Annotated in this window: 21 protein-coding genes; 9 read left to right on the top strand and 12 right to left on the bottom strand. The window is 63.2% G+C overall.

Annotation, left to right across the window (positions count from 1 at the left end):
• The first annotated feature begins 24 nt into the window (after positions 1-24).
• On the top strand, positions 25-534 hold the full coding sequence (locus ACK41V_RS16680) for a DUF1178 family protein (protein WP_409783856.1): 510 nt from the start codon (positions 25-27) through the stop codon (positions 532-534).
• Between the two features lie 216 nt (positions 535-750).
• Here ACK41V_RS16680 and ACK41V_RS16685 read toward each other — a convergent pair whose 3' ends face one another.
• Positions 751-2,571, bottom strand: a complete 1,821-nt coding sequence (locus tag ACK41V_RS16685; protein ID WP_409783858.1) for an ABC transporter transmembrane domain-containing protein — start codon at positions 2,569-2,571, stop codon at positions 751-753.
• A 400-nt stretch (positions 2,572-2,971) separates the two neighbouring features.
• Between ACK41V_RS16685 and ACK41V_RS16690 the strand changes: the two genes are divergently transcribed.
• From ACK41V_RS16690 to ACK41V_RS16710, 5 genes are all read left to right on the top strand, one after another.
• The gene (locus tag ACK41V_RS16690; RefSeq protein ID WP_409783860.1) at positions 2,972-3,742 is read left to right on the top strand and encodes an ABC transporter ATP-binding protein; all 771 of its coding nucleotides are present in this window, start codon (positions 2,972-2,974) and stop codon (positions 3,740-3,742) included.
• Complete coding sequence (locus ACK41V_RS16695) at positions 3,742-4,455, top strand: ABC transporter ATP-binding protein (protein WP_409783862.1); 714 nt, start codon at positions 3,742-3,744, stop codon at positions 4,453-4,455. The genes ACK41V_RS16690 and ACK41V_RS16695 overlap by 1 nt, the downstream gene beginning before the upstream one ends.
• 76 nt (positions 4,456-4,531) lie before the next feature.
• A complete protein-coding gene (locus ACK41V_RS16700) occupies positions 4,532-5,728 on the top strand; it encodes an ABC transporter substrate-binding protein (protein ID WP_409783863.1) in 1,197 nt (398 codons plus the stop codon).
• A gap of 99 nt (positions 5,729-5,827) precedes the next feature.
• A complete protein-coding gene (locus ACK41V_RS16705) occupies positions 5,828-6,712 on the top strand; it encodes a branched-chain amino acid ABC transporter permease (protein ID WP_409783890.1) in 885 nt (294 codons plus the stop codon).
• A gap of 12 nt (positions 6,713-6,724) precedes the next feature.
• Positions 6,725-7,717 carry a branched-chain amino acid ABC transporter permease gene (locus ACK41V_RS16710; protein WP_409783865.1) on the top strand — a complete coding sequence of 331 codons (993 nt, stop codon included), beginning with the start codon at positions 6,725-6,727 and terminating at the stop codon, positions 7,715-7,717.
• A 140-nt stretch (positions 7,718-7,857) separates the two neighbouring features.
• Here ACK41V_RS16710 and ACK41V_RS16715 read toward each other — a convergent pair whose 3' ends face one another.
• The 5 genes from ACK41V_RS16715 to ACK41V_RS16735 all read right to left on the bottom strand — a co-directional run bounded on the left by ACK41V_RS16715 (position 7,858) and on the right by ACK41V_RS16735 (position 15,308).
• Positions 7,858-9,090, bottom strand: coding sequence for a lipocalin-like domain-containing protein (locus ACK41V_RS16715; protein WP_409783866.1), 1,233 nt, complete (start codon positions 9,088-9,090; stop codon positions 7,858-7,860).
• A gap of 29 nt (positions 9,091-9,119) precedes the next feature.
• On the bottom strand, positions 9,120-10,175 hold the full coding sequence (locus ACK41V_RS16720) for a PLP-dependent cysteine synthase family protein (protein ID WP_409783868.1): 1,056 nt from the start codon (positions 10,173-10,175) through the stop codon (positions 9,120-9,122).
• 131 nt (positions 10,176-10,306) lie between these two features.
• Entirely contained in the window at positions 10,307-11,038 is a 732-nt protein-coding gene (locus ACK41V_RS16725) for a hypothetical protein (RefSeq protein WP_409783870.1), read from the bottom strand.
• Between the two features lie 220 nt (positions 11,039-11,258).
• Positions 11,259-13,934 carry an FtsX-like permease family protein gene (locus ACK41V_RS16730; protein WP_409783872.1) on the bottom strand — a complete coding sequence of 892 codons (2,676 nt, stop codon included), beginning with the start codon at positions 13,932-13,934 and terminating at the stop codon, positions 11,259-11,261.
• A gap of 177 nt (positions 13,935-14,111) precedes the next feature.
• Positions 14,112-15,308 (bottom strand): helix-turn-helix transcriptional regulator, encoded by a 1,197-nt coding sequence (locus tag ACK41V_RS16735; RefSeq protein ID WP_409783874.1) that lies wholly within the window; start codon positions 15,306-15,308, stop codon positions 14,112-14,114.
• 344 nt (positions 15,309-15,652) lie between these two features.
• Here ACK41V_RS16735 and ACK41V_RS16740 point away from each other — a divergent pair, with 344 nt between their 5' ends.
• Positions 15,653-17,152: a hypothetical protein gene (locus ACK41V_RS16740; protein ID WP_409783875.1), complete on the top strand. Its 1,500-nt coding sequence runs from the start codon at positions 15,653-15,655 to the stop codon at positions 17,150-17,152.
• Positions 17,153-17,161: 9 nt separating this feature from the next.
• Here ACK41V_RS16740 and ACK41V_RS16745 read toward each other — a convergent pair whose 3' ends face one another.
• The 5 genes from ACK41V_RS16745 to gdhA form a co-directional block, all read right to left on the bottom strand.
• Positions 17,162-17,815, bottom strand: coding sequence for an ABC transporter ATP-binding protein (locus ACK41V_RS16745; RefSeq protein ID WP_409783877.1), 654 nt, complete (start codon positions 17,813-17,815; stop codon positions 17,162-17,164).
• The gene (miaA, locus tag ACK41V_RS16750; protein ID WP_409783879.1) at positions 17,812-18,816 is read right to left on the bottom strand and encodes a tRNA (adenosine(37)-N6)-dimethylallyltransferase MiaA; all 1,005 of its coding nucleotides are present in this window, start codon (positions 18,814-18,816) and stop codon (positions 17,812-17,814) included. Before miaA ends, ACK41V_RS16745 begins: the two co-directional genes overlap by 4 nt.
• Positions 18,803-20,044 carry a multidrug effflux MFS transporter gene (locus tag ACK41V_RS16755; protein WP_409783880.1) on the bottom strand — a complete coding sequence of 414 codons (1,242 nt, stop codon included), beginning with the start codon at positions 20,042-20,044 and terminating at the stop codon, positions 18,803-18,805. The genes miaA and ACK41V_RS16755 overlap by 14 nt, the downstream gene beginning before the upstream one ends.
• Positions 20,045-20,121: 77 nt before the next feature.
• Positions 20,122-20,955 carry an alpha/beta hydrolase gene (locus tag ACK41V_RS16760; RefSeq protein ID WP_409783881.1) on the bottom strand — a complete coding sequence of 278 codons (834 nt, stop codon included), beginning with the start codon at positions 20,953-20,955 and terminating at the stop codon, positions 20,122-20,124.
• A 105-nt stretch (positions 20,956-21,060) separates the two neighbouring features.
• On the bottom strand, positions 21,061-22,404 hold the full coding sequence (gene gdhA / locus ACK41V_RS16765) for an NADP-specific glutamate dehydrogenase (RefSeq protein ID WP_409783883.1): 1,344 nt from the start codon (positions 22,402-22,404) through the stop codon (positions 21,061-21,063).
• A 256-nt stretch (positions 22,405-22,660) separates the two neighbouring features.
• On the opposite strand from gdhA, the gene ACK41V_RS16770 reads away from it, so the two are divergent.
• Positions 22,661-23,824: a glycerophosphodiester phosphodiesterase gene (locus tag ACK41V_RS16770; RefSeq protein WP_409783884.1), complete on the top strand. Its 1,164-nt coding sequence runs from the start codon at positions 22,661-22,663 to the stop codon at positions 23,822-23,824.
• Positions 23,825-24,115: 291 nt separating this feature from the next.
• Entirely contained in the window at positions 24,116-25,330 is a 1,215-nt protein-coding gene (locus tag ACK41V_RS16775; protein WP_409783886.1) for an IPTL-CTERM sorting domain-containing protein, read from the top strand.
• Positions 25,331-25,439: 109 nt separating this feature from the next.
• On the opposite strand, the gene ACK41V_RS16780 is transcribed toward ACK41V_RS16775, so the two are convergent.
• Positions 25,440-26,492: phosphotransferase enzyme family protein (locus ACK41V_RS16780; protein ID WP_409783888.1), on the bottom strand; the 1,053-nt coding region annotated here is incomplete at its 5' end.

Consider the following 26,492-nt stretch of genomic DNA (forward strand, 5'->3'; position numbering starts at 1 on the left):
CAGCAGCCATTGGCGACCATTGCGATGAAGGTGCTCGACCTCCAATGTCGGCAGGCCCATGTGTTTGAGGGCTGGTTCGGGTCCGAAGGCGATTTTCAGGACCAGCTGCAACGTGGCCTCGTGCAATGCCCGTTGTGTGCAGATGACCACATCGAAAAACGCTTGAGTGCGCCACGGTTGAACCTGGGCGCGCGCGAGCCTGCGGCGCCAGCAGCCCCGTCGCCGCACGGATCAGAGCCGTCGGGTGCCCTGTCTACCGTTGCCAGATCCCCATCGCAGGCCCCGCTGGATGCGAGCATGCTTCCGCCAGCCATGCAGGCTGCCTGGTTGGACATCGCTCGCAAGATAGTGGCCAGCACCGAGGACGTTGGTGGACGATTTGCCGAGGAGGCTAGGCGCATGCACCACGGTGAAGTGCAGGAGCGCGCTATTCGGGGTCAGGCAACAGCCGAAGAGGCCGTCGAACTGCTGGAAGAGGGAATCGCCGTATTGCCCCTGGCGCTGCCCGCCGCCGTCAAGGAAACGCTGCAATAAGCCGCGATGTCCAGGCCTGTTGGCAGGGCCTGTGGTGTGTCGCGTGAAAGAAAATATTGGTCTTTTTGGCCTCTAGCGCTTATCCAATAAGCGCTAGTAGCTATTTAATTAATAGCGTTTGCTGTTTTCCAGGCATGCGGTCCCTGCGCAATCTCTTGAACGGCTGCATGGGCTTGCCGTCCTCATAGTGAGCCAGCGGAGAGACTGTCACTCTTTTCATGCCGTGAACTGCAAGGCAGCCAGCCGCGCATATACGCCGTCGTGTGCCAAAAGCGCGGTGTGAGTTCCTTGTTCCACGATGCGGCCATGCTCCAGCACCACGATGCGGTCTGCGTTTTGCACGGTGGCCAAGCGGTGTGCGATGACCAACGTGGTTCTGCGGCCCGTATGGCGCTGCATGGCGATATCCAGTGCGGCCTGCACCATGCGTTCGCTTTCGGCGTCCAGGGCGCTGGTGGCTTCATCCAGCAACAACAAGGGCGGGTTCTTGAGCATGGCACGTGCAATGGCGATGCGCTGGCGCTGCCCGCCGGACAGGCGCACGCCACGCTCGCCCAGAAAGGTGTCGTACCCCTCGGGCAAGGCCATGATGAAGTCGTGCGCAAACGCAGAGCGTGTGGCGGCCTTCACCTCCTCATCGGTCGCCTGCGGGTTGCCATAGCGGATGTTCTCCATGGCCGACGCCGAGAAGATCACGGCGTCTTGGGGCACGGTGCCGGTGTGGGATCGCAACGTGTCCAGTTGCAGGTCGCGGATGTCGACGCCATTCAGGCGGATGTGGCCCAGCGGTGTGCCATCGGTGCCCGTGTCCACATCGTAAAAGCGCTGCAGCAGCTGAAACACGGTGGTTTTGCCAGCACCACTGGCCCCCACCAGCGCGACGGTCTCACCGGGCGCCAGGTGCAGCGAAAAGTCATGCAACGCGGGTTGGTCCGGGCGCGACGGGTAGTGAAACTGCACGTTGACAAACTCCACCTCCAAGCCTTTGTCTGACGTGGGCAAAACCTTTGCCACGGCCGGGCCCGCCACAGGGGAGCGGCTGGCCAGCAGCTCCATCAGGCGCTCGGTGGCGCCTGCAGCCCGCAGCAGGTCGCCATACACCTCGCCCAGCACGGCCACGGCGCCCGCGAGCAAGATGACATACACCACCGTCTGCCCCAGGTGGCCTGCGCTCATCTGGCCTGCCAGCACCGCCTCGGTCCCGCGGTACAGGCCCCACAGCAGCAAGGCCGCATTGGCGATGATGATGAACGCCACCAGCACGGCGCGCGCCTTCGAGCGCTTGACGGCTACCTGAAACGCGTTCTCCGTCGCCTGCGCGAAGCGTGCGGATTCTCGCTGCTCAGCGGTATAGCTTTGCACCACCGGCACGGCGTTCAGCACCTCGGCCGCGATGGCGCTGGAGTCTGCCACCCGGTCCTGGCTGTCGCGCGACAGCCTGCGCACACGCCGGCCGATCCACATGGTGGGCAGCACCACCAGCACGACGGCCAGCAGCACCACCGACATCACATAAGGATTGGTCCACACCAGCATGGCCAGGGCGCCAATGCCCATCACTGCGTTGCGCAAGCCCATGGAGAGCGATGAGCCCACCACTGTTTGCACCAGCGTGGTGTCGGCCGTCAGGCGAGACAGCACTTCGCCGGTCTGCGTGGTTTCAAAAAACTGGGGGCTTTGTTTGAGCACGTGGCTGTACACCGCGTCACGCAGATCGGCCGTCACCCGTTCACCCAGCCAGCTCACCATGTAAAAGCGGCCCGCTGAAAACACCCCCAGTCCCACGGCTACGGCAAACAACATTTCAAAGTGCCCGCGCAACGCCATCGCCTGCGCGCCCTTGTCGGCGGTGCTGCTCACCAAACCGCCGTCGATGAGGTTGCGCAAGGCAAGCGGAAACGCCAGCGTGGCCAGTGCGGCCAACACCAGGAACACGCCTGACAGCGCGATGCGCAGACGGTAAGGTCGTAAAAAGGGGAGGAGGCCGGACAAGGAGCGGGGTGCGCCCCGGGCGGGATTCGGGAGGGTGGATGCCATGCGGCAGTGTAGAGCCCGGGCTTGCCGTTTGAGGGCGCGGCTAGGCGATGGCTGCTGAAGGCGGGGGGTGCCCGACCACCTCCAAACGGCGCCGCAGGCAACGAGATGTAAGCAAAGAGTCAGCGAACGGTCGCACCCCGTCCCTCTGCAAACTGTGCCGCTGTGCCTCCATGCAAACCGCGACATCGAGTGTGGGCGGGCGCTGCAAGGCCGTGCTTGGCCCCCTGGTGCGGCGACCGGGGCAAGACCCTTAGGCAGTAATACATAGGCATTAGTCCCAGTATCTACCGCCGGGTAGGGCGGCATACCATGCACTGCGATCCAAAACGGACCCAACCATTCGCGGAGACCTTGCAGCAAGGCTCCTTTTCTCAGCACCCTACCGAGCGGCCAAGGCGCAATGAGCGACGTCATTCTTGAAACCACCAGCCTGACCAAAGAGTTCAAAGGCTTCACCGCAGTCAGCGATGTGAATCTGTCCGTTCGCCGGGGCTCCATTCATGCGCTGATTGGTCCCAATGGTGCGGGCAAGACCACCTGCTTCAACCTGCTCACCAAGTTCCTCACGCCCACCTCCGGCGTGATCCGGTTCAACGGGCACGACATCACTCGGGAGCAGCCTGCGCAAATCGCACGCCGCGGTGTGATCCGTTCGTTCCAGATCTCGGCCGTGTTCCCGCACCTCACACTGATGGAGAACGTGCGCCTGGGCCTGCAGCGCAAGCTGGGCACGTCGTTCCATTTCTGGCGCAGCGAGCGCACCTTGAACCAGCTGAACGACCGCGCCATGCAGTTGCTGACCGAGGTGGGTCTGGAAGACATGGCTGACGAGGTCACGGTGAACCTGCCCTATGGCCGCAAACGTGCGCTGGAGATCGCCACCACGCTGGCCATGGAGCCCGAACTGATGCTGCTCGACGAGCCCACACAAGGCATGGGCCATGAAGACGTGGACCGCGTCACGCAGCTGATCAAAAAGGTGTCGCAAGGCCGCACCATCTTGATGGTGGAGCACAACATGAAAGTGGTTTCCACCATCGCTGATTGCATCACCGTGTTGCAGCGTGGCGCTGTACTGGCCGAAGGGCCGTACGAAGAAGTCTCGAACAACCCTTTGGTAATGGAAGCCTACATGGGCACGACAGACGGCCAATTGCAGGGAGCACATTGATGGCTGGCACTCCTGCACTCGAAATCAAGAACCTCGAAGCCTGGTACGGCGAATCGCATGTGCTGCATGGCGTGGACATCGTCGTGCAGCCCGGCGAAGTGGTCACGTTGCTGGGCCGCAATGGCGCGGGCCGCACCACCACCATGCGCGCCATCATGGGCTTGACCGGCGCACGCAAGGGCTCGGTCAAGATCAACGGTGTAGAAACCGTGAACATGGCCACGCACCGCATTGCCCACCTGGGCGTGGGCTACTGCCCGGAAGAGCGGGGCATCTTCTCCAGCCTGTCGTGCGAAGAAAACCTGCTGCTGCCACCCGCCCTCAAGACCGGCACGCCCGGCATGTCGGTGCAAGAGATCTACGCCATGTTCCCCAACCTGGCAGAGCGCAAGAACAGCCAGGGCACACGCCTGTCGGGCGGCGAGCAACAGATGCTGGCTGTGGCCCGCATCCTGCGCACCGGGGCCAACCTGCTGCTGCTCGATGAAATTTCTGAGGGCCTCGCGCCGGTCATCGTCCAGGCCCTGGCCCGCATGATCAAGATGCTCCGCGAAAAAGGCTACACCGTGGTCATGGTGGAGCAGAACTTCCACTTTGCCGCGCCATTGGCCGACCGCTTTTATGTGATGGAGCATGGCCGCATCGTCGAAAAGTTCGGAGCCTCTGAACTGAAAGAAAAGATGCCAGTGCTTAACGAATTGCTGGGCGTTTGACGCACTTGCGCACACCCCAAGGTTTTCTTTCCCCCGACCGTTTTCTTCCACCACCACACCAACAGGAGACAAATCCATGAAGAAACAACTCAAAGTGCTGGCATTGATGCTGGGCGCTGCAGGCCTGGCCACTTCGGCTGCGCACGCGCAGGACAAGGTCAAGATCGGCTTCATCACCGACATGTCCAGCCTGTACGCCGACGTGGAAGGCAAAAACGGCGCCGTGGCCATCCAGATGGCCATCGACGACTTTGGCGGCAAGGTGCTGGGCATGCCCATCGAACTGATGAGCGCGGACCACCAGAACAAGGCCGACATCGCAGCCTCCAAGGCGCGCGAATGGATCGACACTCAGGGCCTGACCATGGTGTTCGGCGGCACCAACTCGGGCACCGCCCTGGCCATTGCCAAGGTGGCCGCAGAGAAGAAGCGCGTCTACATCAACAACGGTGCAGCAAGCTCCGCACTCACCAACGACCAGTGCACGCCCTATACCGTTCACTACGCTTATGACACGGTGTCCCTTGCCAAGGGCACGGGTTCTGCCATTGTGGACACCGGCGGCAAGACTTGGTACTTCCTGACTGCCGACTACGCGTTCGGTCATGCGCTGGAGGCTGACACCAGCACCGTGGTCAAGGGCAAGGGCGGCACGGTCGTCGGTGGTGTGCGCCATCCGCTCAATGCGTCGGACTTCTCGTCCTTCCTGCTGCAGGCGCAGAACTCCAAGGCACAGATCCTGGGCCTGGCCAACGCCGGTGGTGACACCATCAACGCCATCAAGGCTGCCAAAGAGTTTGGCATTGGCAAGACCATGAAGCTGGCCGGCCTGCTGATTTTCATCAGCGACGTGCACAGCCTGGGTCTGCGCAACACCGAAGGCCTGCAGTTCACCACCAGCTGGTACTGGGACCTGAACGACGAAACGCGCAAGTTCTCGGCCAAGTTCTTCGAGAAGACCAAGCGCATGCCCACCGAAATTCAGGCGGCTGATTACTCTGCCACCATGAACTACCTCAAGGCCGTGGAAGCAGCCAAGACGGTGGATGCCGACAAGGTCATGACGACCTGGAAGGGCATGAAGATGAACGACTTCTTCGGTTCGGGCCAGATCCGCGCCGATGGCCGTTACGTGCATGACATGTACCTGATGGAAGTCAAGAAGCCTTCCGAGTCCACCAAGCCTTGGGACTACTACAAGCTGGTCAAGAAACTGCCCGGCGACACGGTGTTCACCACCAAAGCCGAGAGCAAGTGCCCGCTCTGGAAGTAAACCGCTGATGGTGTTTCAACAAGCTTGGCCGCCCTTGTGGGCTGGCCGGGTTTGTTGTCACCTTCTGACCTGAACCCTCTCCACCTGCTGCTGCTTCCCATGGAAATCTTTGGTGTCTCATTGCCCGGCTTGTTGAGCCAGCTCCTTTTGGGGCTGGTCAACGGTTCGTTTTACGCAATCCTTAGCCTGGGGCTGGCCGTGATCTTTGGCCTGCTCAACGTCATCAACTTTGCGCACGGCGCGCTGTTCATGACCGGCGCCCTGATCACCTGGATGGCCATGAACTACTTTGGCATCAACTATTGGTTGATGCTGGTACTGGCGCCGCTGGTGGTGGGCTTGTTCGGGGTGTTGATCGAGCGGCTGCTGCTGCGCTGGATCTACAAGCTCGATCACCTGTATGGCTTGCTGCTCACCCTCGGCCTCACATTGCTGATCGAAGGGGTCTTCCGCTCTGTTTATGGTGTCTCGGGCCTGGGTTACGACACGCCTGAGTTGCTCGAAGGTGCCACTAACCTCGGCTTCATGATGATGCCAAACTACCGCGCCTGGGTCGTGGTGGCGTCGGTGGTGGTGTGCATTGGCACCTGGTACGTGATCGAAAAGACCAAGCTGGGCGCCTACCTGCGCGCTGGCACCGAGAACCCGCGTCTGGTCGAGGCCTTCGGCATCAACGTGCCGGTGATGGTCACGCTGACGTATGCCTTTGGCGCAGCCCTGGCCGCGTTTGCCGGTGTGCTTGCGGCGCCTGTGTACCAGGTCACGCCGCTGATGGGGCAGAACCTCATCATCGTGGTGTTTGCGGTGGTGGTGATTGGTGGCATGGGCTCCATCATGGGTTCCATCCTGACCGGGCTGGGCCTGGGCGTCATCGAAGGTTTTACCAAGGTGTTCTATCCCGAAGCATCGTCCACCGTGGTGTTTGTCATCATGGTCATCGTTCTCCTCATCCGCCCCGCCGGCCTGTTCGGCAAAGAAAAATAAGGGGCCGCCAGCATGAATCTCAAGAACACTGCCTCTATCGGTTACGGCCTGCTGCTGCTGGGCCTGATTGCTGCGCCCTTCCTCGGCGCCTATCCCATCTTTGTGATGAAGCTCATGTGCTTTGCACTGTTTGCTTCTGCGTTCAACCTGCTGCTGGGCTACACCGGCCTGCTGTCCTTCGGGCATGCAGCGTTTCTGGGTGGGGCGGCTTACGTGGCGGGCCATGCCATCAAGGTCTGGGGCCTGACCCCTGAAGTCGGGCTGCTGCTGGGCACGGGCGGTGGCGCACTGCTGGGCCTGCTGTTTGGCTGGCTGGCCATTCGCCGCCAGGGCATTTACTTTTCGATGATCACACTGGCGCTGGCCCAGATGCTGTTCTTTGTCTGCCTGCAAGCGCCCTTTACCGGCGGTGAAGACGGCTTGCAGGGCGTGCCTCGCGGCAAGCTCTTTGGCATCATCGATCTGCAGAGCGATCTGGTCATGTACTACGTGGCACTGGTCATCGTCGTATTGGCTTTCCTGGTCATCGTGCGCACCATCCATTCGCCCTTTGGTCAGGTGCTCAAGGGCATCAAAGAGAACGAGCCCCGCGCCATCTCGCTGGGCTACGACACCCACCGCTTCAAGCTGCTCGCCTTTGTGCTGTCGGCTGCGCTGGCGGGGTTGGCTGGCTCTCTCAAGACTTTGGTTTTGGGCTTTGCCACGCTGTCGGACGTGCACTGGACGGCCTCGGGCCAGGTCATCCTGATGACGCTGGTGGGCGGCCTGGGCACGCTGTCGGGCCCGCTGATTGGCTCGGCCGTGGTGGTGCTGCTGGAGAACAAGATCGGCGAATTCGGCAACCTGCTGGCAGCACTGACCAGTGTCGAATGGTTCAAGACCCTGGGCGAATCGGTCACCATGGTCACCGGCCTGATCTTTGTGATCTGCGTGCTGGCCTTCCGCCGCGGAATCATGGGCGAGATCATTGCGTGGATGGATCGCCGCCGCTCCAGCAAAGGCTAGTGCTATCGAAAAGTTAGCTTATAGCGCTTGAATTTAAAGGACTTCAGATGGAAAAATATCTGAAGTCCTTTGTCTATGTGCGCTACCAGCTATCAAATGCAGAGCATTTGTAGGCGCGTGGGCGCATGGGCGCTGGCGCATCAACCCAGCGTCAACGGCTTCGCGTACCCGGTCATCTCTAGATAACCACGCCCCACCGTGCGGCCACCACCCCGCGCACCGTTCAGGTCGCGCAACTCGCTCAGGCCTTCCCAATAGATCGCACCGGTGGAGCCCTGGCTGTCCAGCTCTTGCGCGTCCAGCACCGCGTGCACGCCAAAGCGGCCAGCGGGGGTGTCCACCCGCCATTGCACGGGGTAGCGGGCGCCGCTTTGCGGACTGGTCCACCAGCGCTCGGGGGTAAAGGTAACGGCGCTGGCCTCAAAGATCTGCGCAGGCTGGCCCGCAGCGCGCAACGACCCACCCGCCCACAAGGCCGACCCATCCGCTCGCCGCAGCCGAAACGCCGTCAGCGCGCTGCCGTCGTGCAGATTCATTCCAATCCAGTCCCAGCCCACCGCCTCGGGGTGCAGCAGCGCTTCGCTCCACTCGTGGTCCATCCACGCGCGGCCGGATCCTGCGGCGACCGCCATGCGCTGGCCGCCCACCGTCACGCTGCCGCTCACGGCAAGCTGGGGTTGGCTGTAGTAGTAGCTCGCCTGCGCCGCATCCGGCCCCTTGCGCGACAAGCCTTGCTGGCCCTGCAGCAGCACCGGTTGGGTGCTGTCGAACTGCAGTTCCAGCGCAAACTCCGCTCCCGCGATGCGGGTGGTGTAGCGGCTGCGGGGCGTGCCAGACGGGTCGTTTGCACCTATGTCGCTTCGCGCCAGGGTCCAGTCTTGCAGCCGGATGCGGGTGTCCGCCTCGCTCGCCTGCGCCACACCAAAACCTGCGCGCGCAATGCGCTGGTCATGCAGCAGGCGCTGGCCCTGCACATCCGTCACCGCTGCGTGCGCAAACAGCAACTGCTTGGCCGCAAACGCCGACTGCATGCCTTGCGTGGCATCCACCCGCGAGCGAAAAAACGTGATCTGAAACCCCCACGGTTTTCCCTGCGCCTGCACATGGCCCGTGATGTACCACCACTCGGTGCGCAGATCAGGGTGGCTGCCGTGGTCGCGCGGAAACGCCAGCGCGCGCGCTGGCAAGGCGTGGGCCGTCTTTACTACCGCCTGGGGCAGCGTCAGTGCGACGCTTCCCAGCCCTGCCGCCCGCATCCAGCCCACCATCCCCAGCGGGAGCTGAGAAACCAGCCACGTGCGCCGCGTGCTGGCTGGCAGGCGCGATGCGTCGGGCAGGTTGACCGATGGGGCCGGTGGCGGGAAATGCGGCATGGGGCTCTGTGTGGTTGTGTCAGCGGCGGTCAACCCACCAGTGCATCGATCTTCTGTTGGGCGGCCGAACAATCGCCCATGTGCACCGCCACCCAATCGGCGTCGAAATACGTGGGCAGATACCGTTCCCCCGCATCACACAACAGCGACAAGATGGACCCCCGCTCGCCGCGCTCGCGCATCTCGCTGGCCAGCGTCAGCATGGCCACAAAATTGGTGCCGGTCGACGGCCCCACGCGCCGCCCCAGCAGTTGCGACAGCGCACGCATCGCAGCAATCGACTCCACATCGGGCACATCCACCATGCGGTCCACCAGCGTGCGGATAAAGCTCGGCTCCACACGCGGGCGGCCAATGCCCTCAATGCGCGAACCCGGCGCCGTCAGCGTCGCATCGCCCGTGCGGTGATACGCGCTGAACACCGAACCCGCCGGGTCGGCCACACACACCTCGGTGGCGTGGCGCTGGTAGCGCACATAGCGGCCAATGGTGGCGCTGGTGCCGCCCGTGCCCGCACCCACCACAATCCAGCGCGGCACCGGGTGCGGCTCGCGCGCCATCTGCGTGAACATGCTCTCGGCAATGTTGTTATTGCCCCGCCAGTCGGTGGCGCGCTCGGCGTACGTGAACTGGTCCATGTAATGCCCACCAGTCTCCGCCGCAATCGTGCGGGCCGCTTCGTACACCGCGCCCGCACTGTCCACAAAGTGGCAGCGCCCGCCGTGGAACTCGATCTGCGCAATCTTTTCTGGCGACGTGGTGCGCGGCATCACCGCCACAAAAGGCAGCCCCAGCAGCCGCGCAAAGTAGGCCTCGCTCACCGCCGTGGAGCCGCTGGACGATTCAACGATGGTCGAGCCCTCACGCACCCAGCCATTGCACAGCGCATACAAAAACAACGACCGCGCCAGCCGGTGCTTCAGGCTGCCCGTGGGGTGGGTGGACTCGTCCTTGAGGTACAGGTCGATGCCGTGCTTGGAAAAAGCGGGCAGGCGCAGCGGGATGAGGTGCGTGTCGGCGCTGCGCTGGTAGTCAGCTTCGATGCGGGCGATGGCTTCGTGGAGCCAGGGGGAGGGGCGGGTCATGGGGGATGTCGGGCAGAGGGGATTAATGCTAGTGGCCGCTTTCGGCCAAGATCAGCCAATAATCAAAAGGGAAATTAGTTGTTCAATTTTTGAACTCACTGATGCCGAAAGCAGTACGGTGGAATTAATGGCTAGAAGACATTTTTTGTTAACCACTCGGCCCCCGCAATCAACTCTTCCACTTGTTCCTTGGTAGGGTCGACATCTTTTTTGTGTGAACAAATATTTCGTAGGTCAGCTAGGAAACTTATCTTTCGCCAACTTGCAGTATCGGTTACCGAAGCGGCTTTGAGAGGATCGTTGAGATCCGCGATCGTGGGGTTCTTCTTAGCTATTTTGATGCCGTGTGAGTCCGCTACTTTCTGCAGGTGGCCTTCAATAAGCACTCCAACGAGGGCCCCCGCAGCTCTTGGACTTGCTTTCAGCAGTTGCCTAGCCACTGCCACTTCGTTGTCCTGTAGCTCTGCGTATAGTTCGCCCTCGATATTGGATAAAACTGAATCAATCCGCTCCTTGACTGCATTAAGTATCGTCAATTGATTAAGGAAGCATTGCAGCACCTGCTTGCGAGTGTCAAAGCCTTCATATTTGTAACCACCCGGAGCAACACCCTTAACATAATCTTGAATGACATACGTCCCATAACCAAGTGATTTTCTCTTTGGATCTACCTCATAGTAGCCTCGGAATTCGGCGTATCGATCTGAAGCCAAGGAGGCGACTGCTTTTAGTGCCTTTGTGTACCAGCTTTGGTAGTCGTACTGGAATTGCTTGTCTTCCTTTTTTTGGAAAGATACAGCCAGTTCAATGCCTTCTTTGTAGAGCGCGGCTAGTTCTTTGTGGATTGCTTCTCGCTTCGTCATCTTGTCTCCTAACGTATGTAGATCGCACCAACCGCAGTCCATATCGGGCGCTGCCGCGCGCCGCACAAGTTACTGGATCAGATTCGTAAGTAATTCGTTACAAATACTATAGTCCGCTCACCGAACAGTCTCTGTGCAGGGTGCGTGCTCCGCAAGCAGAATTGTGGGAATGCAAACTCCGCAGCCAAAGCGCACTGCTGCCTCTCCACGCTGATGCCCCCTACCAATCCTCCTTCACCGCCATCACCGCATCCCGCCCCGCCGCCGCCCGCCCCGCCAGCCACGCGGTCACCGTCCCCGACACGATCACCGCCACGCACAGCGCCAGCAGCCGCCCACCAGGCACATTCAGGTCCATCGTCCAGTGAAAACTCTGCGGGTTGACCACGTGCACCAGCACCACCGACACCACCAAGCCCAGCAGCACGCCCGCAGCCGCACCCACCGTGGTCCATGCTGCGCCTTCGCCTGCCACCACGGCCAAAATCTGGCGGCGGGTGAGGCCCAGGTGGGCGAGCAGGCCGAACTCTTTGCGCCGGGCCAGCACCTGGGCACTGAAGCTGGCGGCCACGCCGAACAGGCCGATGCCAATGGCCACGGCCTGCAGCCAGTAGGTGACGGCAAAGCTGCGGTCAAAAATGCGCAGCGAGCGTTCGCGGATGACGCCGGAGGATGCGAATTCAACAAGCGCATCGCTGCTGCTGCTACTGCTGCCGCCATCGCTGGCACCTTGCGGTGCGCTGTCTGATCGGCCCGCTTGTGCTGCGGCCAGTGAGCGAATCGACGCCTGCAGTGCGCCGATGTCTGCGCCCTCGCTGGGCCACAGTGCCAGGTCGCTGGTGCGGGCATCGCCGGTCAGGCGCAGCCACACCGCGCGGTCCATCACTACGGCGCCGGACTGCCGGGCGTAGTCGCGCCAGATGCCTGCTATGTAAAAGATAGCTGTTTGCGCTTGTCCATCAAGCGCTAGAGGGCTAAAAGACTTAGAAAGTGCGGGCCACTCCATGCCGGGGCGCAGTCCGTACAGGTCTACCACCGCCTCGCTGATGTAGACGCCCGTGCGGCCTGCAGGCACCGACAGGGCCTCTCCCACCAGCGGCAGGCCCTGTGCGGGGTCGTCGCCCAGCGGGCGGCTCAGCACCATCAGCGCGGGCAGGGTGGGCGACAGCTGCAGCGGGCTGGCACGCAGGGCCTGCATGCGCTCGACGCTGGGCAGTTGGCCCACGGTTTCGGCAAAACCTGCAGGCAGCAAAGCGGCCTCGGTACCGCCCGCGTTGATGGCCGAGCGCACATACAGGGGCGACGGCAGCACGGCATCCAGCCACTGTGTGACCGACCCGCGAAAGCTCGACACCATCACCGTCAGCGCCACTGCCAGACTGAGGCTGGCCACCACGCCGCCCACCGCAATGGCGGCGCTGCCGCGCATGCGCCGCGCTCGCTCCAGCGCCAACAGCGGCAGCGCATGCCGCGCCGCCAGTGGCTGCAGCCAGCGCAGCAACTGCGCCATGCCCCAGGGCAGCAAGGCAATGCCGCCCACCAGCAGCAGGGCAATGGCGACATAGGCCGCCAGCGGAATGCCAAACACGGGTGGCGCCAGGGTCAGCAGTGCCCCCGCAGCCACCAGCACCAACCCTGCCGTGCCGTTGTCGGCCTGGCTGGCGGTGGTGCCCAGGCCTTTCAAGGTTTGGGCAGGCGGCAGTGTTTGCGCCGCGCGTGCGGGCCACCAGCCACCGACCAGCGCCGCCGCAACCCCCAGCGCGCCATACACCGCGGCCGCGGGTGCGCTCCACTGCAGCGCGGGCTGAACGCCTGCAAAGTAGCCACCGCCCAGGTCGCCGCCCAGCAACTGCAAGGCGGTGGCAGCCAGGGCGGTGCCCAGGGCGATGCCCAGCGCGCTGCCCACCAGCCCCAGCGCGGCCGACTCGGCCAGCACCAGCGCCAGCCGTTGGCGCGGTGTAGCCCCCAGCACGGCCAGCAGCGCAAACTGCGGCCCACGCTGCGCCACGCTGAGCGCCAGCACTGAAAACACCAAAAACGCCCCAGTGAACAAGGCCACCAGCGCCAACACCGTGAGGTTGACGCGGTAGGCGCGCGACAGGTTGCTGATGCGCTGCGTCGCGTCCCCCGGCTGCGCCAGCACCGCATTGGCAGGCCAGTCGGGCTGCGCGCGCAGGGCTTGCTCCCACGCGCTGCGGTCGGTGCCCGGCTGCAGTTGCAGGTCGATGCGGGTCAACACGCCCGCACGGCCAAACAGGTCTTGTGCGGCCCCGATGTCCATCACCGCCAGCGGCGCGCCGCCGGCTGCCACGGTGCCCGCTACCTGCACCGCAAGGGTTTTTTGCAGGCCCACCTGCAGACTGAGCCGGGGCCACGGCGCCGTGGCTTGTGTCGACAGGCCGAGCGCCTGCAACGCAGCCGCATTGAGGAACACCGTGGCCGGGGCGAACAGCGCAAACCGGTCCGCACCGCCCCAGGGGCGCGGCGAGAGGGCGGGGGCGATGGCCGGCAGCAGCAAGGCATCAGCACCCAGCACGCGCAGGGTGGTGCGCAGCGGCGCGGCTGCGGGCTGCGCGTTGGCGGGCCTGTCACCGTCAACCGGCTGGGCTACCGCCGACAGCTCCAGCAGCGGGCTGGCCCGCGCCACTTGCGGGTGGGTTGCCATGCGCTCGTACAGCGCTTCGGGCAGGCTGCCCTGCATGGCACGCAGTTCCAGATCGGGCTGCCCGTTGACGGCGCGCACGGCTTGCGAGAACTCGTCGAGTGCCGACGCATTGATCACATGCACCGCAAACGCCAGCGCCACGCCCAGCATGACGGCCGCTACGGCAGCAGCGCTGCGCCAGGGGTGGTGGCGCAGGTCTTGCCAGGAGAAGGTGCGGAGCAGGGCGAGCATGGCTGCATTGTGTCCGCTGATGCGGGGCTGCTGCGCTTGAATAGCTATACCAAGGCTCAGTCCAAGTACGACAGAGGGGGGTCGAGGCGGACGCTGCTGACGAAGGGGGGCAGTGCAGCGGTTGGGTATCGCTTCACTGCCGGAGGCGCGTCTCCGGATCGCTGCATACGCCTTGGTTCAGCGCACGACCAGCGCCCTGTCCGCCATCTGCAACATGGCGGGACCTGTAAGCACGGCGCGCACGAAGTCTGTTTGCCGGGCCACACCCGCCTTGGTGGCAATGGCGCGGAACTGGCACCGCACCGTGTGAATGGATACCGACTGCTGGTCCGCGTATTCCCGCAGGGAAAGCCCGTTGACCAACGCTTGCGCCAAGCGAGCTTCGGCCAGCGTCAGGCCGTAGAAATTGCGCAGCACGCCTTCAAGCGACTGTGGTGCGCAGGCCGGGTTGCTGATGAAGACGGCGCCGCAGGCATGCGCTCCAAAAGGTTGGGACCAATGCGGCAACGGGGTCACCATCACATGCAATTCACTGTCCGTCAGGCTGCGCAATCGCATGCCGGTGCCTGCGTTCATCGGCGCGCCGGTCGGCGTGGATACCACTGCTCGCATAGCGGCTTGCAGACGAAGGTCGTCTGCATGCAGCGTGGCGCTTAAGCCTTCGCTGTCACTGAAATGGAGCAGCCCGCTGGACTGTGCAAGCGTGCGGGCGCGGCCGTTGACATACAGCATGTCTGCTCCCTCGCCGAGCAGTACCACGCCCATGGGCAGACCCTCCACCACCGAAAGCGAGGCGTGTGCGAGGGCCTCTGCGCGGTGCAGGCGCCGGTGCAGAGCGAAGGCCGTCTGCAGATGCGGCACCAGTGATTGCAGCCGCAGCTCCTCTTCGGTCGTGTAGGGGCCGCACCGTTTGCTGCGCACGGCCGTGACGTTGAAGGAGCGGTGCTTGCGCTTTTCGACGACCGCAGCCAGCGTGTAGAAGAGGTCCAGAGGGCGCAACCAGTCGCAATGCCATTCGGTGCGGGGCAGGTATTCGTCAGGATAGAACTTCGAACCGTTCACCAATTGCCCTTCATGGTGCAGGCGCTCGTCCTCCGTCCATACATTGGTGCGGCAGTAATGGGCCGCGAAGCTTGCCATGGCGTCTTCCCCTACCCCATGGTGAGCCGCCAGAGAGGTGGTCCCCCCCGTCACTTCCACGGACCGGTCTGCAAAGTCCTGTCCAAAGATCATGGTGGTCTGAGAGGAGAACTCGGTCGCGAATCGCGTCAGAAACTCCTGCCAGCGGGTGGCGTCCAGAGCCGCGTCATAAACGCTGCGGATCAGGCCTGGCATGCCGGTGTCGTGGTGGGTGTACTTCAGCAGCGTGGTCATGGCTCTTCATCCCGGACACAGAGGCATCAATGGCGTCATTACTGCTTCACATGGTCAAGGAATGCAGTGTCTCGCATCATGCATTTGAGGGATGTCGGGAGAAACACGTATTGATACAAATGGGCCTGCATCCACTGTTCAAGGCGCTTTCAATGTCCACATCACTCACTTTTGGGCCCTCTGTTTCTGCATTTGCGCCCGGCCGAGCGCGGCGCTTGGCGGTCATTGCTGGCTTGGTCGCATCACTTTGTGCTTGTGGAGGGGGTGGTGGGGGAGGCGCAGATGCCACGCCCCCACCGGCTCAGTTGTACTCGTCGGTCTATTTCACCAATCCGCAATCGACCGTGGCCTTTGTTGACAGCGGCCCAGACGGTACAGGCGCCGTGGGCTACCGCGATGCGACGGGTCAGATTGCGCGGATTGACTTCCTCGCCAAAGACAAGACGGTCTATCGCTTTGGTATTGCCAATGGGCGCGTCGAAACGATCCGGTTTGGAGATACGTTACTTCGTCTGACTGCTTTCGACTCCAACGACCAAGCCACACGCTATGTGGTGAGCGATCCTGAGGGCAATGAAATGGAAGTACGGATGCCTGACGGGCAGGAACCTACCAAGTCCCTCGCCGGGGAGCTGGTGCGGCGATGTGTAGCCAACAACAGTGGTGACGATGAGCTTGATCGCCAGATCGCCACTACGGGTTGTACCCTCGCGATTCTTCCCGCGTTGGATGGACATCCCGTTTTTCAAGTTGCCAACTGGATATCAACCACCGTGGTTGGGATGTCAGAGACTGTGCGGATCAGGCTGCGCGACAAGTCGGACCAGATACGTAACTACGTCAAGAACGAGTTGCCTGCAACTCTGGAGCATCTGCGCCAAACCGGCCGGGAGGAGATCGCGGCATCGCCGCAAGTTATTCCTGCGAACGCAGCGCCATCACAGCAACTGGACCTGACACCAGCGCAAATCGTTGATCTGATTGGCGACACGAACAGACTCCGCACGCCGGGGAACGCCTTGCCCGGTGTCGTACTGGATCGCACCCTGGTCACGCCCAGTGAAGGGCCAAGAGCTCCGGTATTGCCCGCCGCACCGACCCCAACACCGACCCCAACACCGACCCCAACACCAACACCAACACCAACACCGACACCGACACCGACACCGACACCGACACCGACGCCAACGCCAACGCCAACGCCAACGCCAACAACTTCTCCCTATGCTGGCACTTACAACGTCTCGGGCAGCGGCGTAACCGTCACATTCTTGGTGGACGGCAACGGCAATATCAGCCAGTGCACGGCGGGTACGCTGGTTACTTGCTCCGGCAAAGTGAATGCCAACGGAAGCTTCAGCCTGTCAGGCAGTGATGGAGCCAGCACCAATGCGGTACTCACGGGCAGCATCGACGCCAGTGGAAAGGTGACGGGGAGCTACACAGGGGTGTCTGACGGAGCGGCCATTCAAGGGGGCTTTTCCGGCAGCCGTACCACGGGCGGTGGCGGCTCCGGCGGATCATTCACATCCGGTGGTCTTACCTGGTCCTGGCCACTGCAAAAAATGCGCTTCTCGGAAGCCGTGGCGTACTGCAGCGGGATGGGTGCCCGCCTGCCGACGGCAAACGAGGCCTACAACGTGCAGCAGGGGAGCAACCCCTTGGCGGCAACCAACGGATTGATCTGGACCTCGACGCAAGACTCTGCGTTTTCCAGCGATCCGGGTTATCAGGGTGTGGGATATGACATCGGTAGCAATAGCCCCTTTGCTACACCTGTTCTCTGCCATGGCACAAGCACCGTTGAGGCTTGCTACAAACAAAATACGACTTGCGTGAAGTAGCGGGCGCGTTCAGACGCCAACAATGCCATCGCTGCGCAGCCGCAGTACCCGATCCGCCCGCGCCGCGGCGGCGTCCGAATGCGTGACCAGCACCAGCGATGCCCCGTGCTCGCGCGTCTGCGCGAGCAGCAGGTCCATCACCCGGGCGGCGGTGGTGGGGTCGAGGTTGCCGGTGGGCTCGTCGGCCAGCAGCAGGGCGGGGCGGTGCACCAGAGCGCGGGCGATGGCCACGCGCTGCAGTTGCCCGCCGCTGAGTTGCTGCGGCAGGCGCTCGCCCAGGTCAGCCAGGCCGACGGCGGCCAGCATCTGCTGAACGCGGGCTGGGTCGTTCTGGCCCAGCAGCATTAGCGGCAGGGCAACGTTTTGGGCCACATCCAGGTGCGGCAGCACGTGGAAGGCCTGGAAGACAAAACCCACATGGGCGCGCCGCCACAGGGCGCGGTGGGTGTCGTCCAGCTGGCCCAGGTCGGTGGTGCCGTGGGTGATGCGGCCCGTGTCCCAGGTGTCCAGGCCCGCCAGGCAGTTGAGCAGGGTGGATTTGCCCACGCCCGAGTCGCCCACGATGGCCACAAATTCTCCGGGCGCTACGGTGAACTGCACGTTGGCAAACACCGGTGTGGTGCCGTAGTGTTTGCCCAGGGCGTCTACGTGCAACAGCGTCATGGGGTGCGCAGCCCTAGCCGCTGCAGCACAGCCTGCACCAGGTGGGCGGTGGCGTGGGGCTGGTCGCAGGCAATGGTATGGCGCTGCGGCATGCTGCGCAGCCAGGTGATCTGGCGCTTGGCCAGCTGGCGAGTGGCCACAATGCCGCGCTCGCGCAAAAAGGCAATGTTCAAGGGGGTGCCTTCGGGGCGGTTGGCCTGGAAGTCCAGCTCTTCCCAGATCTGGCGGTAGCCCACGCAGCGCATGGAGGGTAGGTCGGGGTGCAGGTCGCCGCGGGAGCGCAGGGCCTGCACTTCGTCGACAAAGCCAGCGGCAAGCATCGTGTCAAAACGTTGGGCGATGCGCTCATGCAGCCAGGCACGGTTGTCAGGTTCTAAAGAAAAAAGGGCGCTAGCGCTTGCAGGTATTGCGCTGTTAGCTCCTTTTTTTGTAGTGTGAAATCTAGACAATGGCTGGCCTGAGACATGCCATACCTCCAACGCACGCTGGATGCGTTGGCTGTCTGCGGGGGCGAGGCGAGCGGCCGTCGCCGGGTCTACCAAGGCCAGTTCGGCGTGCAGGGCGGGCCAGCCCAGTTCGGCCGCCTGGGCTTCGAGCCGCGCTCGCACCTCGGGGTCGGCGGCGGGCATGTCGTCAATGCCGTCGAACAGAGCCTTGAAATACAGCATGGTGCCGCCGACCAGCAGGGGCTGCGCCCCGCGCGCGCGGATCTCGGCCATGAGCCGGGTGGCGTCCTGCACAAATTCGGCCGCGCTGTAGGCCTGCAGCGGGTCGCGGATGTCGATGAGGTGGTGTGGCACGGCGGCAAGTTCGTCCGCAGTGGGCTTGGCGGTGCCGATGTCCATGCCGCGGTAGACCAGGGCGGAGTCGACGCTGATGATCTCTACCGGCAAACCCTGTTTGCCCAGCACGGCCGCAATGGCCAGTGCGCCAGCGGTTTTGCCAGACGCCGTGGGGCCTGCCAGGGCGATGGCGGGAAGGGTGGCTTCAGGCGTGCTCACGGGGCGCTCCGAACTTCTGCACCAGCGTCCATGAAATCACCGCCAGCACCACGGACCAGAACCAGATGCCATTGACCAGCGGCCACACCGTGCCGTCCAGCCGCATGCCCAGCCACCCGCCGATGGCAAACGCGGCCAGCATCATCATGAAACCGTTGAGCGCCGACGCCACCCCCGCCGCTTTGGGGAAGGGCCCCACCGCGCCGCTTTGTCCGCAGGGCTGGTGAACGCCATGCGCCACCATGAACAGGTAAAACGGCAGGATCAAGGCCCACGGGTTGTGCCACCCCATCCACGCCACCAGTGCCATCAGCGTGCCGCCGCTCACGCTCAAGGCGCCCGCAATGGCCACGGTGCGCTGCAACCCAAAGCGCACCAGCAAGCTGCGGCACAAAAAGGTGCCTGCAAAATAGGCCGCGCAGGCTGACGCCATGACCCAGCCGTACTGTGTGCGCGTAAGACTCAGCACATCGATGAACACAAACGACGACGCTGCCAGAAACGTGAACAGCCCGCCATAAGTGGCCGTGGTCTGCAGCGAAAACGCCCAGAAAGTGGGGCTGCGCAGCACGTGTTTCCAGGTGTTGAACAGCGCCTGCGGTTGCAGCGCCTTCGGGTTGCGTTGCGCCAGCGTCTCGGGCATGCGCAGGGCGACCAGGGCCAGCGTGATCACGGCATACACCGTGAGCGCCATCAGCGCCGCGCGCCAGCCCAGCCATTCGCTCAGCAGCCCGCCCATCGGCGCGCAAATGCAGGCCACGATGCCCAAGCCCGTGAGGGCTTTGGACATGGCGCGTGCGCCTTCAAGCGGGGTGTACAGGTCGCGCACGATGGCGCGCGCGCACATCACCACGGCGCCCATGGCCGCACCCTGGGCAATGCGCCATAGGATGAGCAATCCCATGGTGGGCGCTAACGCGCTGCCCACTGAGGCCACGGTGTAGATCGCGAGCCCCGCCAGCAGGATGGGGCGGCGGCCAAACCGGTCTGACAGCGGCCCCCACACCATCTGCGAACAGCCGAACGCCAGCAACAACCCGCTGAGCGTGAGCTGCGCCGCCGACATGGGCGCGCCCAGGCTGCGTGTGAGGGCGGGCAGCGCGGGTAAATACAGGTCGGTAGTGACCGGCTGGATGCTAAGCAGCAAGGCCAGCACCAGGATGGCCAGGCCAGGATTGATAGAGACGGGGGCGGCCGCAGACGCTGCGGTGGCGGAGGGGGCAGACATATCTGTCTGAGCGTACCAGACGGGGATATGGGAGGCACGGCGCCGCGCCGGCGCCCCTGACGCGGTCGGCCCGAGGGCTATTTCAGCTTGAACAGCGACGCCATGGCTTGCCGATAAGCGGGCTGCCCCACCGAATTCGTGTTGTGGTGCGACCCACCCTCCACCAGCACAAACTGCTTGGGTTCTTGTGCGGCCTCGTACAACTGGCGGCCCAGGGCGGGGCGGATAAGGCTGTCTTCGCTGCCATGCACCACCAGCAGGGGCGAGCCGATTTCGGACACCTTGCGCACAGACTCAAAGCGCTGGGTGATCAGGCCCGACACCGGCAGCCAGCCCCACTTGAAGGTGCTCACCACATCCGCAATGCTGGTGAAGGTGCCTTCGACAATCGTGCCCTGCTCGTCAGGCACCTGGCGCGCCAGGTCGATGGCGATGGCGCCGCCCAGCGAGTGGCCAAAGATGTATCGCGGCTTGCCCGGCTGCTGCTGGGCCAGCCAGTCCCACGCCACGCGGGCGTCTTCGCCAGCAGTCACTTCGGACGGCAGGCCAGCGCTGCTTTGTCCAAAACCGCGGTAGTCGATGGCCAGCACCGAGAAACCCAGTTCGTGCATGCGCCGGATGCGGCCCGACGAGCCTGACACGTTCCAGCGTGCACCGTGCAGGTACAGCAGCACCGGCGCGTCCGCACGTTCGTGGGGCAGCCACAGCCCGTGCAGCCGCTCGGCCTTGCTGGTGGAGCGGGACTGAAAATCGATCCACACATCCTGCATGTCGTCGGTGGACTGGGCTCCGCCCCAGCTGCGGTCGCTGGGTTGAAAGATCCACTCGCGCTGTTTGGCATCGAGGGTGGCGCAACCCGCCGTCACGGCGATGGCCAAAGTCAGGGAAACGAGGAGGGGGGTGCGCTTCATGGAAGGGACAGACTCGGCTTTGTGTCAGAAAGTTCTGACACGGCAAGCAGAGTCCGTGCCCATTGTGTGAGGGTTGTGTAAAGACGGGCTCGCCTCCAAGGCCTGTTACACCACGCCCTGCGCCAGCATGGCGTCGGCCACCTTCACAAATCCGGCGATGTTGGCGCCATCCACATAGCTCACCGTGCCGTCGCTGCGTTTGCCGTAGTGCAGGCAGGCGGCGTGAATGCCCTGCATGATCTGCAGCAGGCGTGCATCCACCTCTTCGCGCGGCCACGACAGGCGGGCAGCGTTCTGGCTCATTTCCAGGCCCGATGTGGCTACACCGCCCGCATTGCTGGCCTTGCCCGGGGCGTACAGCACGCCTGCCGCCTCAAACGCCTTGGCCGCCTCGATGGTGGAAGGCATGTTGGCGCCCTCGGCCACGCAGGCCACGCCGTTTTTGATCAGCACGGCCGCGTCTTTCTCGTCCAGCTCGTTCTGCGTGGCGCAGGGCAGGGCGACATGAACCGGCACATGCCAGGGGCGCACGTCCGCTTCAAACTTTGCACCGGTGCGCTTGGCGTAGTCGCTCACGCGGCCGTACAGGTGGTTTTTCACTTCCATCAGCTGGGCCAGCTTGGCGGGGGTAAAGCCGTCCTCGTCCACGATGGTGCCGCTTGAATCTGACACCGTGACCACCTTGGCGCCCAGTTCCATGGCCTTTTCGACGGCGTATTGCGCCACATTGCCCGAGCCAGAGACCGACACACGCAGGCCGTCGAGCGAGCGCCCCTGGGACTTGAGCATCTCCTGCGCAAAGTACACCGTGCCGTAGCCGGTGGCTTCAGGCCGGACCAGCGACCCGCCAAACGACAGCCCTTTGCCGGTGAACACGCAGTCGGCCCGGTTGCTGAGCTTTTTCATCATGCCGGCCATGAAACCCACTTCGCGGCCGCCCACGCCGATGTCGCCGGCGGGCACGTCCGTGTCGGCGCCTACATGGCGGAAGAGTTCGGACACAAAAGCCTGGCAAAAGCGCATGACCTCGCCTGGGCTCTTGCCCTTGGGGTCAAAGTCGCTGCCGCCCTTGCCGCCGCCCATGGGCAGCGTGGTCAGCGCGTTCTTAAAGGTCTGTTCGAACGCCAGAAACTTCAGCACCGACAGGTTCACCGACGGATGGAACCGGATGCCACCCTTGTACGGGCCAATCGCCATGCTGTGCTGGATGCGGTAGCCCCGGTTGACCTGCACGCTGCCGTGGTCGTCCACCCACGACACACGGAACATGACGATGCGCTCGGGCTCCACCAGGCGCTCCAGCAGGCCGTGCTCTGCGTAGCGGGGGTGCTCGGCAATAAAGGGCCACAGGCTTTCCATCACTTCGGTGACGGCTTGCAGAAACTCGGGCTGCCCCGGGTTGCGTTGGGCGACGTGTGAGAGGAAGCTGCCTGCGGACGCGTGTTTCATGTTGCTAAAGACTTTCTATTTGAATCAAGGGCGTTGGCAGGCAATGGCGCGCTGCAACATCGAATTATGTTCAAAAGTTATACGTTTATGCGCATGCCTCTGCACAATGGTGGGGAATGCGGCGACTTGATTGCTGCATGTTGGTGCGATCAAGCTGGAAGTTGACGTTGTCATCCGATGGGCAAACGGTCGTCATGGCGTTGTCACAGGCCGCGCACACAGTTCGGCAGTTCTAAACAACAACGAGGAGAAGAGCATGCACATTTCTGGTGCGAAATTGGGTGCGCTGGCCTTGGTAGCCACGCTGGCTGCTTGTGGCGGCAATGATGACAACCTCTATCCGACTTTGAGCGGCGACAAGCCCCTGGTCATTGGCCACCGTGGCGCCAGCGGCTATCTGCCAGAGCACACGCTGGAGAGCTACAAGCGCGCCATCGAACTGGGTGCCGACTTTGTCGAGCCCGACCTGGTGGCCACCAAAGACGGCGTGCTGGTAGCCCGCCACGAACCCAACATCACCAGCACCACCGATGTGTCCACCCGCGCAGAATTTGCGGGCCGCAAGACCAAAAAGATGGTGGACGGCGTGCAAGAAGAAGGCTGGTTTGCCTCGGACTTCACCCTGGCCGAAATCAAGACCCTCCGCGCCATCCAGCCCATGGCGGACCGCGACCAGTCGAACAATGGCAAGTACCAGATCCCCACGCTCGACGAAGTGCTGGACTTGGCCAAGAGCGAAGGCACCAAAGCGGGCCGCACCGTGGGCGTGTACCCCGAGACCAAACACCCCACGTACCACGTCAACCTGGGCCTGCAGCTGGAAGACCGGTTGCTCGCCACGCTGGCCAAGTACGGCTACACCACCAAGACATCCCCGGTCATCGTGCAGTCGTTCGAGGTGTCGAACCTCAAATACCTGCGCACCAAGACGCAGATCCGCCTGGTGCAACTGGTGGATGCCAACGACGTCAACCCCAACGGCAGCATGGACCTGACCGCTCCTTACGACAAACCCTATGACTTTGCGTTGGCCGGAGACGCACGCACATTCGCCAGCCTGCTCACGCCCGCAGGCCTCAAGGAAGTCAAGACCTATGCCGACGGCATCGGCCCCTGGAAGCCGTACCTGATCCCTTCCAAGCAGATGGATGCCAACAACGACGGCAAGGCCGACGACCTCAATGGCGACGGTGTGATCGACGACCGCGACCGCGTGATGATGTCGCCCACCAACGTGGTGAGGGACGCTCATGCCGCCGGGCTGGTGGTTCACCCTTACACCTTCCGCAACGAAGCAAAACGCTTGGCTTCGGACTTCAAGGGCGACCCGAAGGCGGAGTACAAGCTGTTCTATCAACTCGGCGTGGACGGCGTGTTCAGCGACTTCCCGGATACGGCCAAGGCAGCGCGCGACAACTGAAATAACGACGTTTCGATGGGTGAACACCCCGCGAAACGCTCGGATGGTTCATATCCAGGGCCCGCCACATTGGCGGGCTTTTCTTTTTTTAGGGCCGCGGTGCTTTGCATATCGGCAGACGATTTGTTGCAAAACGTTAAAATTTGTGGCCCCATCGTCTGGTACGCAGCGCTCTACAGCGCTGAATGACCCCCAACTTTCTGATAGCTGTCCATGCAAAGATTCAGTTGCTATGTAGCCCCTGCATTCCGTCTGCCGCAACGAATCACTGTGATGCCATCTGATGCGTCAATGCCTGTTTGGTCATGGGTGTGGCGGCTGATGCTTGCCACGCTGCTTGTGCTGCCGTTGATGTCGAGGCACGCGGGGGCGCAGGGCGTGCTGGATGCAGGATTCGACCCGCAGGCCAATGGCACGGTGAATGAGGTGGTCGTTCAAGCTGATGGCAAGACCATCATCGTTGGGGCGTTTTCGACTGTCGCGGGGCAGGCGCGCAACAACATTGCCAGGATCAATGCCGATGGCTCGCTGGACATGGGCTTCAATCCCGACGCCAACGGCATCATTCAGAGCGTTGTCATTGTGGGCGGGACAGTTTATGTGGGTGGTGCGTTTACAAACATTGGGGGGCAGGTGCGCAACCGCATCGCGGCGCTGGATGGCGCCACGGGTTTGGCGACCGCTTGGAACCCCAATGCGAACACTACAGTGAACAGCATCGCAGTCGTGGGCAGCACCGTGTACGTGGGCGGGGCTTTCACGAGCATTGGCGGGCAGGCGCGCAACCGCATCGCGGCGCTTGACGCCGCCACGGGCTTGGCCACCGCTTGGAACCCCAACGCGAATACCTTTGTGAACAGCATCGCAGTCGTGGGCAGCACGGTGTACGCGGGCGGGGCTTTCACGAGCATTGGCGGCCAGACGCGCAACCGCATCGCGGCGCTCGATGCCGCCACGGGCTTGGCTACCGCTTGGGACCCCAACGCGAACAACGGGGTGAACAGCATTGCAGCCGTGGGCAGCACGGTGTATGCGGGCGGGGTTTTCTCTGGCATTGGCGGCCAGACGCGCAACCGCATCGCGGCGCTTGATGCCGCCACGGGCTTGGCCACCGCTTGGGATCCCAATGCGAACAACGCAGTGAACAGCATCGCGGCCGTGGGCAGCACTGTCTATGTGGGCGGGGCGTTCACGAGCATTGGTGGGCAGCCGCGCAACCGCATCGCGGCGCTCGATGGCACCACCGGCTTGGCGACCAGCTGGGACCCTGACGCGAACAGCGCAGTGAACAGCATCGCTACTGTGGGCAGCACGGTGTATGTGGGCGGAGCTTTCACCACCATAAGCGGGCAGGCACGCAATCGCATCGCGCGGTTCGCTCCCGCCGCCGCGCCGGGTGGCACCGTTGCGTCGGTCCCCACGCTCAGCGCAGGAGGACTTGTCCTGCTAGCGGGCTTGGTCGCCGCGTTCGCGTTAGCGGTTTCGCGAAAGGGCAACCAGCGTTAAGTGAGATGCCTCAGAGGAGCGGTGCAGGAAACGACTACTTTTGGAAGCCCTGGCCTCTGTGCAGGCCACCTTAGTGCCTGACTTGTGTTCTCTGTTGCGCCGTTGCGGGCTACTTCATCGCCGGTGTGCTGGGGACTGCAGGGGTGAGGCCCTCCCGCGTCGGCAGATCCATCCACGCCCGCATCAGCGGAGCCTGCTTGCGCAGCCAGTGCGTGGGCATGGCCTGCGTGCCCCATACAGGGATGCGGCCTGCGTATTCGCCCATGATCCAGAAGTGCCGCAGCGCCAAGCACGGCGCAATGGCTGCCATGTCGACCGGTGGTATGGCGCGCACGCTGGTGTACCCGGCCAGATAGCGCTGCCAGCGCTCCAGCGCCGCAGCCGATGCCGGTGTCTCCAGGCTGCGGGGAAGCTGCACCCACAGGTACACGCTCAGTTCGTAGGCCAGCAGGCCCGGGCCGGTGTCGTCAAAGTCAAAGAACGCGGCCACGCGGCTTTTTTCACCTCCGACTTCTGGCCCATCGGTCATGAAGTTGTTGCTGCCGTGGCAGTCGCCGTGGCAATGCACGCGGGTCAGGCCTGGCAAGGTGGCAAAGCGACCATGAAGGTCTCGGGCCAGCGTCGAAAACTCCTGCGCCAGCGCTGCGTCCACCGTGGGCGCGGTCAACATCCGCTGCAGCGCGGCATCCAGCAACTCCGGTAAATCCAGCGCATAGCGGCTTGCGGGGCCCGCATAGTCTTGCGCAGCGGTGTGCAACTGCGCCAGCCCTCGGCCGGTGGCTTCGATGTCCACCAGCGATTCGCCGGGCGGATCACCCGGCAGAAAGTCAAACAGCATCAGCGCGCGCGGGCCTTCGGGCAGGTCCAGGGCGATGCTGAATGCGCCGTCCTTGGCGGCCAGCGGCGCCGCCACAGGGATGCCCCGGGCGTGCAGGTGCAGCAGCAAGGCGGCTTCGTAGGCGATGTTCGGCTCGCCACGCGGTCTCTCAGCGCTCAGGCGCGCGATGGCGTGTCGGCCATTGTCAAAACGCAGCTCGTACACCTGATTGAGGCCGCGCCGCATAAGTACGCAGTGTTTGACGGGCCCAAGCGCCCAGCCGGATACGACGGCCTGCGCTATGGCATTGCCCGTGGGCGTGGTCTGCGCGATGGATTGGGCGTT

Source organism: Acidovorax sp. (assembly GCF_046291265.1).
Classification (GTDB): domain Bacteria; phylum Pseudomonadota; class Gammaproteobacteria; order Burkholderiales; family Burkholderiaceae_C; genus Acidovorax.